Raw genomic sequence first — 14,284 nt, 5'->3', positions numbered from 1 at the left:
AAAAACAAAATACTATGAGTGAAATTAAAGATCTGAAACCGACCTGTGTATGGCGAAACTTTGACGCACTGACGCAAGTGCCACGTCCTTCTGGACATCTTGACAAAGTACATCAATTCTTACTCGACTTTGCAAAGCGCGCAGGTGTCGAGGCTTATGTGGACAAAGCCAAGAATGTAGTGATGAAGAAGCCCGCCACAAAAGGCATGGAGAACAGAAAGACGGTGATTTTGCAAGCACATATGGACATGGTTCCACAAAAAGCACCGGAGAGTAAGCACAACTTTGAAACCGATCCGATAGAGACTTGGATTGACGGCGAATGGGTGAAAGCAAAGAACACCACCCTGGGAGCCGACAATGGAATGGGTGTAGCCGCCATCTTGGCTGTCATGGAAGACAAGAATTTGAAACATGGTCCGATAGAAGGCCTCATCACCGCCGACGAAGAAACGGGTATGTTTGGTGCCAACGACTTGCCAGAAGGCGAATTGGATGGTGACATTCTCATGAACTTAGACTCCGAAACATGGGGTAAATTCGTCATTGGTAGTGCTGGTGGTGTGGACATCACCGCCGAACTGGATTACAAAGAGGTGCCAACTGACGCTACGGACAAGGCCGTGAAGGTAACACTTTCGGGTCTTCGTGGCGGACACTCGGGCTTGGAAATACATGAGGGTCGTGGCAATGCCAACAAACTGATGGTTAGATTGGTACACGAAGCAATATGCGAACTCGATGCCCGATTGGCCACATGGCATGGTGGCAACATGCGCAATGCCATTCCATTCAAGGCCGAAGTGGTGCTGACGCTGCCGAAAGAAAACATTCCTGCGCTGCAAGAGATGGTAGCCGACTGGAAAGAAGAGTTCATACAAGAATACAAAGACATTGAGAGCGGAATCGAATTGACAGCCGAAGAGGTAGAAACGCCGGCCACACAGGTTCCCGAAGCCATACAAGACAACCTCATTGATGCCATCTATGCTTGCCACAATGGCGTGATGCGCATGATTCCTTCCATCCCTACAGTGGTGGAAACCTCATCCAACTTGGCCATCATTGACATAGAATCGGGCAAAGCTTCATTTAAGATTTTGGCTCGTTCATCTAACGAATCCATGAAAGCTTACATCGGTGAAACCCTGCAAAGCTGTTTCAACATGGCTGGAATGAAGGTAACGTTCAGCGGAAGTTATGGCGGATGGGATCCAAATCCTGACAGTGAGGTGCTCGATTTGCTGATGAAACTGTACAAAGAGCAAAACAATGAAGAAGGTATCGTGCAGGTAGACCACGCCGGTTTGGAGTGTTCCATCATCTTAGGTAAATACCCTCACCTGGACGTTGTATCGTTCGGCCCCACCATTCGCAGTCCGCACACCTCAACAGAGCGTTGCCTTATCAGCACGGTAGAGCCTTTCTGGAACCTGTTGAAGAAAGTGTTGGAAGAGGTTCCGACGAAGTAACAGAAGTAAAACTGATTCATAATAACAATTAGATTCATGGAAGAATCCACATTCTTCCATGACATCAAACCTCTTAGAGAGCCGATGTGCGAGCCAAAAGCCCTGCATATCGGCTTTTTATGTTTACTAACTTGAATGCCTATAAATCTTAAAAAAGCAACAAGGTCATGGACAAATTGATTTTTTTTGCTTAATTTTGCCACACCGTGTAAAGGTTGATAAGGAGAAAATTATGAAGAAAAAAATACAGTTTAGTCTCATTTATAGAGACATGTGGCAATCTTCCGGTAAGTTTCAGCCACGCAAAGATCAATTAGAACGCATTGCTCCAGTCATTATAGAAATGGGCTGTTTTGCTCGTGTAGAAACCAACGGAGGCGCTTTTGAACAAGTAAATTTGTTGGCGGGCGAGAACCCTAACGATGCTGTCCGCGCTTTCTGCGCACCCTTTAACAAGGTAGGCATCAAGACACACATGCTCGATCGTGGATTGAATGCATTGCGCATGTATCCCGTACCCGATGATGTGCGTGCCCTGATGTACAAGGTGAAACATGCCCAAGGCGTGGATATCCCGCGCATTTTCGATGGTTTGAACGATGTTCGCAACATCATTCCAAGCATCAAGTGGGCGAAAGAAGCGGGCATGACACCACAGGGAACCCTGTGTATCACCACCTCTCCCATCCATACGCTGGAATATTACGCCAACATTGCCGACACTTTGATTGAGGCAGGCGCAGAAGAAATCTGCTTAAAAGACATGGCCGGCATCGGTCAGCCTACGTTCTTGGGACAGTTAACCAAGATAATAAAAGACAAACATCCAGAGATTATCCTCGAATACCACGGTCACTCGGGTCCTGGACTGTCAATGGCATCGATGTTAGAGGTGGCCAAAAACGGCATTGACATCTTGGATGTGGCCATCGAACCCCTATCATGGGGCAAGGTACACCCTGACGTTATCTCGGTGCAGAGCATGCTGAAGACGGCTGGTTTCGATGTTCCAGACATCAATATGGATGCTTACATGAAGGCTCGTGCATTGACTCAAGAGTTTATAGACGACTGGTTGGGCTACTTTATCAATCCACAAAACAAATTCATGAGCTCACTCTTGCTGGGCTGTGGCTTGCCTGGTGGCATGATGGGCAGCATGATGGCCGACCTGGCCGGCATTCATGGCACCATTAACAACATCCGCAAGAAGAAGGGAGAGGAAGAACTTTCCACCGACGACATGCTCATCAAACTGTTTAATGAGGTGGCATACGTATGGCCACGCGTGGGTTATCCACCCCTGGTGACGCCATTCTCACAGTATACCAAGAACATAGCACTGATGAACCTGTTGACCATGGAACAGGGAAAGGGCAGATTTGTCATGATGGACGACTCGATGTGGGGCATGATTCTGGGCAAGAGTGGCAAGGTACCCGGCAAGGTTGACCAAGTATTAGTTGACCTCGCGAAGGAAAAGGGATACGAGTTTACGGACGCAGACCCACATACTCTGCTGGAAAACAACTTGGATGACTTCAAGAAAGAAATGAAGGAAAACGGTTGGGACTTTGGCAAAGACGACGAAGAGCTGTTCGAATTGGCCATGCACCCCGAGCAATATCGCAACTACAAGAGCGGACAAGCGAAGAAAAACTTCTTGGCTGACCTGCAAAAGGCGAAGGATGCGAAACTCGGCAGCAAGGTGTCGAAAGAAGAACTCACCGCATTCAAGCACGCAAAAGCTGACGCTATTGTGGCTCCGGTCAAGGGACAAGTGTTCTGGGAGTTCAATGGTGAGGGCGAATGTGCTCCTTCCGTTGAGCCATATATCGGCAAAGAGTACGCCGAAGGCGATAAACTGTGTTACATTCAAGCACCATGGGGCGAGTTCGTAGAGATACCTGCGGCCTTAGGAGGCAAGTTGGTTGAGATTAATGCTAAGCAGGGAAGCAAGCTGAACAAGGGTGATGTGATTGCTTACATCGAACGCCCACAAGCTTGATGATTTTGTTTTAAAGCCAAACAAAATACAACTCATCTTCGGGTACTTTCATGCCTGAAGATGAGTTTTTTTAATGATTAAAACGCTTTTTCATGGACTATTTAGCCATCATCAACCAGTATTACCCGCAAGGAAGCAAGGCGCGGGACATCCTCTTGACGCACAGCGAATGCGTAACCCGCAAGGCGTTGCAAATTGTCGACAAGCATCCAGAGCTGAAACTCGACCGTACCTTCATCCAAGAGGCGGCCATGCTGCACGACATCGGCATCGTAAAATGCGATGCACCAGGCATCGAATGTTTTGGCACCGAACCGTATATCAAGCATGGCATCATCGGAGCAGACATGCTGCGCGCGGCTGGTTTCCCCCAACACGCGCGGGTTTGCGAACGCCATACGGGTGCCGGAATCGCCTTGCAGGACATCATAGAACAGCACCTGCCCCTACCCCATCAAGACTTTTTGCCCGAGACCATGGAGGAACAGGTGATTTGTTATGCCGACAAGTTCTACTCCAAAACGCACCTTGACCGTGTGAGAACGCCCGAACAGGCACTAAAGAGCCTCGAGAGATTCGGCAAGGAGGGTGCGAAGAGATTTACCAGATGGATGCAACTGTTCGAATAATCGCCACCCACTCCATACACCATCGGGCATCACATTTGCTGTCATTTTCTTTTACAACACCCTCTTAAATACGGCCATATTTTCAAACAAGCATGCTGGTGGCTGCAAATACGCGAGTTATGCGATTGTTTTGTATCTAATTGACGGCCAAACTATTACGTCAAGACAGTCAGTTTTCTCATGTTCACCGCATGCTATTTTATGCTAAAAGCATTGCTTTTGATTGGCAATAGGTATGCTATTGAGTGGTAAAACGTATGCTTTTGCCGCTCAATTACATAGAGATAGAGGTGAAATGTGATGCAAACAGGACCATTATTACCCTATTTTTATCGGGAAAAGTCTATTTCGCAGCTCCCAAAATACATTTTTTCGGTCTGAAAACATGACCGCTTTTTCTATTTCAAAACTTTGCAATCATCGTTTTTTTATCATTTTTTTGGACAGAAGCTAACAAGAGATTGCGCACAAGAAGAAAAGCAATCAAAGCGCATGTTTAGCACGATGTGTTAAGTTAAAAATAAAAAATTGTATATCAATTCGTTGTTATTTGTGTAATTTTGCACATTAAATGAGAACTCCGTCGGTTATAGTTCTGCTGCTGTTCATCTTTGCCTTCGTCATGGCAGACATGAACAGGTTTGATTCATACGCCAGGCAACAAACGCAACAACGTGACACGCTGGGTGTGGACGACACCTTGGTGCCAATCAAGCGCGATTCTACTTTTGACAAACGCTCTGATTCCGTTGCCGCCGACACCACCACATTAGACTCGCTACAGCTGGCCATACGCAAGCATAATCAACTCATTGACGACTCGATTCGGCTCGACTCGCTCAACAGAAAGAGGGCCAACGGCATCGATGCACCAGTAGAATATACCGCAGAAGATTCGCTTGTCTATAATGCAAAGAGCAAAACCACGCACCTCTACGGCTCATCTACCGTGAAATACGAGAACATGGACCTCAAGAGTGAGAAGATATACATGAGCATGGACAGCAATCTGGTGCACGCAACTGGTGCCATCAAGGACACTACAACTAAAGCGTTGGAAGGCACTCCCGTGTTTAAATTGGGGCAAGATTCGTACGAAAGCGACACCATGGCGTTCAACTTCAAGACCAAGAAGGGTCTTATCAACAACGTTTACACCCAACAAGAAGAGGGATTCTTGCGTAGTGAGCGGTCAAAACGCGATTCTTCGGGCGTGGTGTACATGGAACACGGCCGCTATACTACCTGCGATAAAAAGCATCCCGACTTCTATATCGCACTTTCGAGGGGCAAGGTACGCCCAGGCAAGGACGTTGTTTTCGGTCCTGCCCATTTGGTAGTGGCCGACGTTCCGCTGCCTCTTGCCGTTCCATACGGTTTCTTTCCCTTTACCAAGAGCTATTCATCAGGCTTCATCATGCCGTCTTATGGCGATGAGATGGATCGTGGTTTCTATCTTAGGGACGGCGGATATTATTTCGCTATCAGTGACAAAATCGACTTGAAGCTACTTGGCGAGATTTACACCAAGGGTTCTTGGGGCATTTCACTGGCCAGCAATTACAATAAAAGATATCGCTATAGCGGTAGTTTATTTCTTAGTTACCAGGATTCAAAGACGGGCGATAAGGGCTTACCTGACTTCTCTCGGCAGCAAAGTTATAAGATACAATGGAGCCACCGGCAAGACCCAAAAGCCAATCCCTTTAGCTCGTTATCAGCAAGTGTCAACTTCGCCTCCTCCAGTTACGAGCGCAACAACCTGACGAGCCTGTATAATCCGCAGGCACTCACGCAAAGTACCCGTACATCTTCTGTGAGTTGGAGCACCACCTTCTCAAGCATTGGCTTGTCACTGAGCAGCTCGATGAACCTTTCGCAGAACATGCGCGACTCGTCTATCGCCCTGACAATGCCCGACCTGAACATCAGCATCAGCCGCTTCTACCCCTTCAAGCGCAAGCATGTGGTGGGCAATGAGCGATGGTACGAGAAGATTGCCGTAAGCTACACGGGCCGTTTCTCCAACTCTATCCAAACAAAAGAGGACAAATTGTTCAAGTCGAATCTCATCAAAGACTGGAGAAACGGTTTCCAGCACGACATTCCGGTCAATGCCAACTTCACACTTTTCGACTATCTTAACGTCAATCCGTCGTTCAATTTCACCGATCGCATGTACACAAACAAGATACATCGGTCGTGGGACGCAGCCTCTCAAAAGGTTGTGAACGACACAACGTATGGCTTTCATAACGTCTATAACTGGTCACTCAACTTGGGTATGTCTACCAAGCTCTATGGTATGTTCATCCCAAACCGCAAGATTTTCGGCGATAAGGTGCAGGCCATCCGCCACGTCTTGACCCCTTCCGTTTCGTTCAGCTATGCTCCCGACTTCGGTGCGCGCCGCTATGGCTATTACGATTACTATCAAAAGACCGACGCCGACGGCAATGTGTCGCTCGTAGGATATTCACCTTACGAGAGCGGCATGTACTCCGTACCGGGCAGAGGACGCAGCGGAAATATATCATTCGACTTGGGTAACAATATCGAAATGAAGGTCAAGAGCGACAAAGACTCGACTGGAATGAAGAAAGTGAGCATCATTGACGAGCTGGGATTATCGATGTCGTACAACATGGCGGCCAAAGAAAAGCCGTTAAGTGACTTAAACATGCGTATCAGATTGAAGTGGTGGAAGAACTATACCTTCAACCTCAACGCGCGATTTGCATCGTATGCTTATGAATTAGATGAGAATGGCAGACCCTACGAGGGCAACCACACGGAATGGGGAATGGGCCGTTTTGGTCGTTTCCAAGGCATGTCGCAGAACATCTCCTACACGCTGACGCCCGAAAAGCTGAAAAAACTCTTCACCGGCAGCCATGATGACGAGGATGAAGATGAACAAAACAAGAACGATATTGAAGGTCGTGACACCGACATAGAGAGCAACATTGATGACAATATGATTGAAGGTCAGCATGGAGCGAAGAAGAAACAAAAGGCTGGCAAGGCCGAAACCGATGACGATGGCTACATGGCGTTCAAGATACCATGGTCACTTACCTTCGGTTATGGTATCACCATGAGTGAGAATAGGGACCTCAAAAAGTTCAATTATAAGACCATGCGCTATCCATACAAGTTCACTCAGACGCTCAATGTCAGCGGTAATGTTCGCATCAGTGATGGATGGAACATCAGCTTCTCATCAGGTTACGACTTCGAGAACCATGCCATGTCCATGACAACGGCATCACTTCAGCGCGATCTCCACTGCTTCAACATGAGTTGCTCCGTGGTGTTGGCCCCTTATACCAGCTACAATTTCACATTTAGGGCCAACGCTGCCACCTTAGCCGACGCACTGAAATACGATAAACGCAGCGGCTACAGCAATGCAGTGCAGTGGTATTGAGTTATAGTTGACAAGTTTACAAGTTGACGAGTTTACGAGTTGATAGTTCATAAACTCACATTTTGCAACGTCAAAGTTCAATGTTCAAAGCTCAAAGTTCAAAGTTTACTGGTTCATTAGCTCACACATTGCAACATCAAAGTTCAATGTTCAAAGTTCAAAGTTCAAGGTACGTTTCTCTTCCTTGTCACCAACAATCCAGCAAAGGTTAATGTCCCATTGAGCAAGAGCAATTCGTAACCAAAATGATAGTGCCACACATGCTGCGCAACGGCATCCAACACATAGCACAACACGGGTGCGGCAATGGCTAAATAGGGTACCCATCGGTCGTTTACCTGGTACTTCGTGAGCAGTCCAAACGCAAACAATCCCAACAAAGGTCCATAGGTATACGATACCAATATATAGATGGCATCGATCAAATTGGTCGAGTTGAACGCCCTGAACATCAGGATGAACAAGACAAACACCGCGCCCATGGCCGCATGAACACGATGTCTGAGCCGTTCATCGGCAGGCTTTTGACAGATGTCCACGCAGTAAGTGGTGGTCAAAGCCGTCAAGGCAGAGTCGGCACTACTGAACGATGTCGCCACAATGCCAATGGTAAAGAACACCACCACCATGGCACCTAACTCGCCCGTCGCTGCAAACATGGGCAACAACTCATCGCCTGCGGATGGCAGAGGCACGCCCTGTTGCGCGGCCAACATAGACAACAGCACACCTAACGCCAAGAACAACAGGTTGACAGGCACGAAGGCAAGTCCGTAGGTACACATGTCTTTCTGCGCCTCACGCAAGGTCTTGCACGTCAAATTCTTCTGCATCATGTCCTGATCAAGCCCCGTCATCACGATAACGATAAAGATACCACTTACAAATTGCTTCCAAAAATTCTGTTTAGACAGCCAATCATCAAACACGAAGATGCGACTTCTGTCATCCTGGGCGATGACTTTCACGGCCTCAACGACATTCATTTCAAGCATGGACATCACCTGCACGATGATGAAGATGAGCGCCGCGAACATGCAAAAGGTTTGAAACGTATCAGTCCAAACTAATGTCTTAATGCCTCCACGCCGCGTATACAGCCAGATAAGCGACACCAACACCAACGCAGTGACCATGAAAGGCACCCCGATGTCATCGAGAACAAACCGCTGTAAGAGCATGCACACCACATAAAACTTAACCGCCGAACCCGACATTTTGGACAACAAAAAGAACCAAGCACCCGTTTTATACGAACGAGTTCCCAAGCGTTGTTGCAGATAAGTGTAGATGGTGGTGAGATTCAGACGATAGTAAATGGGCAACAACACAAAGGCCACCGCCACATAACCCAGCACAAAACCCAGACAAGTTTGCAGGTAGGTCATGCCAATGGTATTGACCATGCCCGGCACGGATACGAAGGTGACACCCGAAACCGACGCACCTATCATGCCAAAGGCCACCAAATACCAGGGCGACTGTCGGTTTCCGCGATAAAAAGTATCGTTTGTGGCATGCCTTGTCGTCATTCTACTCAGTAACAACAAGGCCGCAAAATAGCCTAACAACGTAAGAACAATCGTCATGTTTTTCATGCAAAGTTAACAAATCTCGCATGTATTGACCCACAAATGCAATCTTTTTCTTACCTTTGTTGGTGATAAAACCAGGCTTATCAGCCTATTTCGGGCAATCTGAATCATAAACCCAACAAAAAAAAGACAACAATGTTGAACAAACAAAAGAAATTCATACTTCAGGAAAACGACATTCCTACACAGTGGTACAACATACAAGCCGACATGGTTAACAAGCCCTTGCCACCGCTAAACCCAAAGACCAAGCAGCCAGTTACGGCTGAAGACCTGTCGCACATCTTCAGCTTAGAATGCTCCAAGCAAGAACTTGACACCGAAAACCGATGGATTGACATCCCCGAAGCGGTGCTGGACAAGTACAAATACTACCGATCCACCCCATTGGTTCGTGCTTATGCGCTGGAAAAAGCCTTGGACACACCGGCACATATCTATTTCAAGAACGAGAGTGTGAACCCGCTTGGCTCGCACAAACTTAACTCGGCGCTGGCCCAATGCTACTACTGCAAGCAGGAAGGCACCACGAACGTCACCACCGAGACGGGTGCCGGACAATGGGGAGCTGCCTTGAGTTATGCGGCAAAAATCTTCGGATTAGAAGCTGCCGTGTACCAAGTGAAGATTTCGATGCAACAAAAACCCTACCGCAGTAGTATCATGCGCACCTTCGGAGCCACCGTGGAAGGCTCGCCATCGATGTCAACACGCGCCGGAAAGGACATCATCACGCGCGATCCACACCATCAGGGAAGCCTCGGAACAGCTATCTCTGAGGCCATCGAGCTGGCTACTACCACACCCAACTGCAAGTACACGCTGGGTTCGGTGCTTAACCATGTGGCTCTACATCAAACTGTTATCGGCTTGGAAGCAGAGAAACAAATGGAGATGGCGGGCGAGTATCCCGACGTCGTGATTGCTTGTTTCGGAGGAGGTAGTAACTTTGGCGGACTGACCTTCCCCTTCATGCGTCATACTATCTTGGAAGGAAGACAGACTGAGTACATTGCTGCCGAGCCCAGCAGCTGCCCAAAACTAACCCGAGGCAAGTTTGAATACGACTTTGGTGACGAGGCTGGCTACACGCCTCTGTTGCCCATGTACACGCTGGGACACGACTTTAAGCCCGCAAACATTCATGCCGGCGGTTTACGTTATCATGGTGCGGGCATGATTATCTCGCAATTGGCGAAAGACAAGCTGATGCATGGCGTAGACATTCCACAGCTGGAGGCATTCGATGCCGGTATTCTTTTCTCCCGAACTGAAGGCATCATCCCGGCACCAGAGAGCTGTCATGCCATCGCTGCCACCATTCGTGAGGCGCAAAAGTGCAAAGAGAGTGGTGAAGAGAAAGTGATTCTCTTTAATCTCTCGGGCCATGGACTCATCGATATGACGGCATACGACAGTTATTTGAGTGGCGACTTGCGCAATTACAACATCACCGATGAAGAGATTGCGGACAGCCTCAAAGATGTTCCCGAGGTGTAATTTTCTTGACAACACACCGCTTCATATTTGGCGTATTTGCAAACCAACCTTCCTTGTGGTGCAAATACGCCAAATATAAGCAACTTTCATAAACAACTACCTCACAGTGAGTTATAGCTTTCGCAACCACTTTTAGCATTCTATTTCTAAACTAATTGAAGCCAAGAGCATTGCTTTTAGTGCACAATTCCTATGCTTTTGAAGCACAAACTCATGTTAATTGACCGCCAAAGTGATTCAGATTGACCACCAAACTCATTGCTTTGTGGAGAAAAGTGGATATCGATGGCAGATCAATCGGATGTTTGCTACCTTCCTGCCTACCGATTTTTTCTATTTCATCACTTTTCAAGTGCCATTTTAAGGGCTTAAAATGATGAAAATATCCAACATTTTTTGGTGCATAATGGTATGATTCTTCACCTGGCACACTGCTCCTTTGACTTGTTGAGTCCTTAAATTCGTTGTTGAAAACAATGGCGGTGAAGTGTGTGCAGCGGCACAAAATAGCAGTCAGCTTGTCACGCAATTATAAAAAATATGAAAAGGTAGGCACATTCAGATTTATTTCGTACTTTTGCATAAAATAGGCTGCGCCTTAATATAGAAAGTAAACTCTCTCTATGCTCGGCTTGCACTATCTTTGCATAAAACAGGCTGCACCTCAGCAGTTCAAACGTAGTTTGACTGTCTTCGGCTTGCACTATTTTTGCATAAAATAGGCTTCGCCTTAACAAGGCAAACAGCTTTGAGTGCTTTTGGCGGGCTCTATCCATCAGAATCGGGAAAAAATAGCTATTTTATCATATATGAACATCTTAGAATTGAGTGAACAGGAGATTGGTCGCAGACAAAGTCTCCAAGAGTTACGAAATATGGGCATCGACCCTTATCCTGCCGCAGAGTTTCCTACCAACGCGTTCAGCACGGATATAAAAGCTGACTATCAAGACGGTGAGGAAAAGCGAGAAGTGGTGATAGCAGGCCGCATGATGACACGACGCGTGATGGGCAAGGCCAGTTTTGTAGAATTGCAAGACTCCAAAGGCCGAATACAAGTGTACGTTACGCGCGATGACATCTGCCCCGATGAGAACAAAGATTTGTACAACGTGGTGTTCAAACGCCTGCTGGACATTGGCGATGTCATTGGCATCAAGGGCTTTGTGTTCAAAACTCAAACAGGTGAAATATCGGTACACGCACAAAGTTTAACACTGTTGAGCAAGGCCTTAAAACCCCTGCCTATCGTGAAATACAAAGACGGAGTGGCCTACGACAAGTTTGACGACCCCGAATTGCGCTATCGCCAACGCTATGTAGACCTGATTGTCAACGACGGTGTGAAAGATACATTCTTGCAACGTGCTACGGTGTTACGCACGATGCGCAAGGTACTGGACGAGGCTGGCTACACAGAGGTGGAGACTCCCACCCTGCAAGCCATTGCCGGTGGTGCCAGCGCACGCCCATTCGTCACACACTTCAACGCGCTGAACACCGACATGTACATGCGCATCGCCACCGAACTGTACTTAAAACGACTGATAGTGGGCGGTTTTGAAGGCGTGTATGAAATCGGCAAGAACTTCCGTAACGAGGGAATGGATCGCAATCACAATCCTGAATTCACTTGCATGGAATTGTATGTGCAGTACAAAGACTACAATTGGATGATGGCATTTACTGAAAAACTGCTGGAAACCATTTGCATTGCCGTCAACGGTAGTGCCGAACGGGAGATTGACGGACAGATGATTAGCTTCAAAGCTCCTTACCGACGCTTGCCCATTCTTGATGCCATCAAAGAAAAGACGGGCTATGACCTCAACGAAAAGACTGAAGACGAGATAAGAGAAATATGTAAAAAGCTCGACATGGAGGTGGATGAGAGCATGGGTAAAGGCAAGTTGATTGACGAAATATTTGGCGAGTTCTGCGAAGGAACGTTCATTCAACCCACGTTCATCACGGATTACCCCGTGGAGATGTCACCGCTTACCAAGATGCACCGAAGCAAACCAGGACTGACAGAACGCTTTGAACTGATGGTGAATGGCAAGGAATTGGCGAACGCTTACTCTGAATTGAACGACCCTATCGACCAAGAAGAGCGTTTCAAGGAGCAAATGAAATTGGCTGACAAGGGTGACGACGAGGCCATGATTATCGACCAAGACTTCCTGCGCGCACTGCAATATGGCATGCCTCCCACATCGGGTATCGGCATTGGCATCGATCGTTTGGTGATGTTGATGACCGGAAAGACGTTCATACAGGAAGTGTTGTTCTTCCCACAAATGAAACCTGAGAAGAAAATACCGCAGAGTACGGTGGAAGAATGGGCTGCCATTGGCGTTCCGGAGCTGTGGGTTCCCGTGTTCAGAAAGGCAGGATACAACCTGATTTCGGACATCGCGCAGGTAAAGGCACAGGCCTTGCAAATGAATGTTTGCGGGGTAAACAAGAAATATAAATTGGGCTACGACAATCCGAAGGTTGAACAATTCCAACAATGGATTGACAACAGCCAGAAATAATTCATCATGCACAATTCATGATTCACACACTTCTCGCTAACTATCAATTGGATTGAGAAAAGAAGAATCATGACTTGTGAGCAATCAGGATGAATTATGAATGAAGAATTATGAATTATAACTGCGGCAAGATAGCGATCATCGGAGGCGGAAGTTGGGCCACAGCCATCGCCAAAATCGTGGTGAGCCATGCTCATCACATTGGGTGGTACATGCGAAGAGACGACCGCATCGAGGATTTTAAGCGTCTGGGACACAATCCCGCCTATCTGACAAGCGTGCATTTCAACACCGATGAGATTTTTTTCTCATCAGACATCAACACCATCACCGGTGCCTACGACACGCTGGTCTTTGTGACACCATCGCCCTACTTCAAGAGTCATCTGCGGAAACTCAAGACTCGTCTGCGCGACAAGTTTATCATCACCGCCATCAAGGGCATTGTTCCCGACGAAAACCTGGTGTGTTCAGAGTATTTCCACCAAGTGTTTGACGTGCCATACGAGAACTTAGCCGTGATTGGAGGGCCGTCGCATGCAGAGGAAGTGGCCATGGATCGCTTGTCTTACCTCACCATTGGCTGCGCTGACATACAGAAAGCGGAGTCGTTCGCCGAATTCATTGCCAGCGATGTCATCAAGACCAAAACCTCATCGGACGTGATTGGCATCGAATATTCGTCGGTTCTGAAGAACGTTTACGCCATTGCTTCGGGCATTTGCAGCGGACTGAAATACGGTGACAACTTCCAAGCCGTGCTCATCGCGAATGCCGTTCAGGAGATGTCTCGGTTCCTCACAGCCGTCCATCCCATTGAACGCAGTGCGTACGACTCGGTTTATTTGGGTGATTTGTTGGTGACATCGTACTCCAATTTCTCGCGCAACCGCACCTTTGGCACCATGATTGGCAAGGGATATTCGGTGAAAAGCGCGCAGATTGAAATGGAGATGATTGCCGAAGGATATTTCGGAACCAAGTGCATGAAAGAGATCAATCGCCACATGCATGTGAACATGCCGATTTTGGATGCTGTGTACAACATTTTGTACGAGCACATCAGTCCGCAAATAGAGATAAAATTATTAACAGATTCATTTAGATAAC

Annotated in this window: 9 protein-coding genes; 7 read left to right on the top strand and 2 right to left on the bottom strand. The window is 47.4% G+C overall.

Features of this window, described 5'->3' with window-relative positions; all coding sequences use genetic code 11:
- Positions 1-14: 14 nt before the first annotated feature.
- The 4 genes from HMPREF0650_RS06595 (at position 15) to HMPREF0650_RS06580 (ending at position 7,539) form a co-directional block, all read left to right on the top strand.
- Positions 15-1,472 (top strand): aminoacyl-histidine dipeptidase, encoded by a 1,458-nt coding sequence (locus HMPREF0650_RS06595; RefSeq protein WP_004349372.1) that lies wholly within the window; start codon positions 15-17, stop codon positions 1,470-1,472.
- 232 nt (positions 1,473-1,704) lie between these two features.
- The gene (locus HMPREF0650_RS06590) at positions 1,705-3,480 is read left to right on the top strand and encodes a hydroxymethylglutaryl-CoA lyase-like TIM-barrel protein (protein ID WP_004349371.1); all 1,776 of its coding nucleotides are present in this window, start codon (positions 1,705-1,707) and stop codon (positions 3,478-3,480) included.
- Between the two features lie 92 nt (positions 3,481-3,572).
- Complete coding sequence (locus HMPREF0650_RS06585; RefSeq protein ID WP_004349369.1) at positions 3,573-4,109, top strand: HDIG domain-containing metalloprotein; 537 nt, start codon at positions 3,573-3,575, stop codon at positions 4,107-4,109.
- Positions 4,110-4,680: 571 nt separating this feature from the next.
- Positions 4,681-7,539, top strand: a complete 2,859-nt coding sequence (locus HMPREF0650_RS06580; RefSeq protein ID WP_004349368.1) for a putative LPS assembly protein LptD — start codon at positions 4,681-4,683, stop codon at positions 7,537-7,539.
- A gap of 164 nt (positions 7,540-7,703) precedes the next feature.
- Here HMPREF0650_RS06580 and HMPREF0650_RS06575 read toward each other — a convergent pair whose 3' ends face one another.
- Complete coding sequence (locus tag HMPREF0650_RS06575) at positions 7,704-9,128, bottom strand: sodium:solute symporter (protein ID WP_040562739.1); 1,425 nt, start codon at positions 9,126-9,128, stop codon at positions 7,704-7,706.
- Between the two features lie 144 nt (positions 9,129-9,272).
- Between HMPREF0650_RS06575 and HMPREF0650_RS06570 the strand changes: the two genes are divergently transcribed.
- On the top strand, positions 9,273-10,634 hold the full coding sequence (locus HMPREF0650_RS06570; RefSeq protein ID WP_040562737.1) for a TrpB-like pyridoxal phosphate-dependent enzyme: 1,362 nt from the start codon (positions 9,273-9,275) through the stop codon (positions 10,632-10,634).
- 211 nt (positions 10,635-10,845) lie between these two features.
- Here the strand turns inward: HMPREF0650_RS06570 and HMPREF0650_RS06565 are convergent, their stop codons facing one another.
- Positions 10,846-11,163, bottom strand: coding sequence for a hypothetical protein (locus HMPREF0650_RS06565; protein ID WP_040562696.1), 318 nt, complete (start codon positions 11,161-11,163; stop codon positions 10,846-10,848).
- Positions 11,164-11,443: 280 nt separating this feature from the next.
- Between HMPREF0650_RS06565 and lysS the strand changes: the two genes are divergently transcribed.
- Together lysS and HMPREF0650_RS06550 are read left to right on the top strand one after the other, a co-directional pair.
- On the top strand, positions 11,444-13,174 hold the full coding sequence (gene lysS / locus HMPREF0650_RS06555) for a lysine--tRNA ligase (RefSeq protein ID WP_040562694.1): 1,731 nt from the start codon (positions 11,444-11,446) through the stop codon (positions 13,172-13,174).
- A gap of 110 nt (positions 13,175-13,284) precedes the next feature.
- Positions 13,285-14,283, top strand: a complete 999-nt coding sequence (locus tag HMPREF0650_RS06550) for an NAD(P)H-dependent glycerol-3-phosphate dehydrogenase (RefSeq protein ID WP_004349361.1) — start codon at positions 13,285-13,287, stop codon at positions 14,281-14,283.
- Position 14,284: the final 1 nt, after the last annotated feature.

It is taken from the genome of Hoylesella buccalis ATCC 35310, from assembly GCF_000177075.1.
In the GTDB taxonomy this organism is placed as follows: Bacteria; Bacteroidota; Bacteroidia; order Bacteroidales; family Bacteroidaceae; genus Prevotella; species Prevotella buccalis.
Note: the sequence above shows the minus strand (reverse complement) of the source record. Positions and strands in the feature narration are given on the sequence as shown.

Bases quoted from the DNA above. Each gene is read 5' to 3' on its own strand.
- HMPREF0650_RS06595 (WP_004349372.1), top strand. From the start codon at position 15: ATGAGTGAAATTAAAGATCTGAAACCGACCTGTGTATGGCGAAACTTT.
- HMPREF0650_RS06590 (WP_004349371.1), top strand. From the start codon at position 1,705: ATGAAGAAAAAAATACAGTTTAGTCTCATTTATAGAGACATGTGGCAA.
- HMPREF0650_RS06585 (WP_004349369.1), top strand. From the start codon at position 3,573: ATGGACTATTTAGCCATCATCAACCAGTATTACCCGCAAGGAAGCAAG.
- HMPREF0650_RS06580 (WP_004349368.1), top strand. From the start codon at position 4,681: ATGAGAACTCCGTCGGTTATAGTTCTGCTGCTGTTCATCTTTGCCTTC.
- HMPREF0650_RS06575 (WP_040562739.1), bottom strand. From the start codon at position 9,128: ATGACGATTGTTCTTACGTTGTTAGGCTATTTTGCGGCCTTGTTGTTA.
- lysS (WP_040562694.1), top strand. From the start codon at position 11,444: ATGAACATCTTAGAATTGAGTGAACAGGAGATTGGTCGCAGACAAAGT.
- HMPREF0650_RS06550 (WP_004349361.1), top strand. From the start codon at position 13,285: ATGAATTATAACTGCGGCAAGATAGCGATCATCGGAGGCGGAAGTTGG.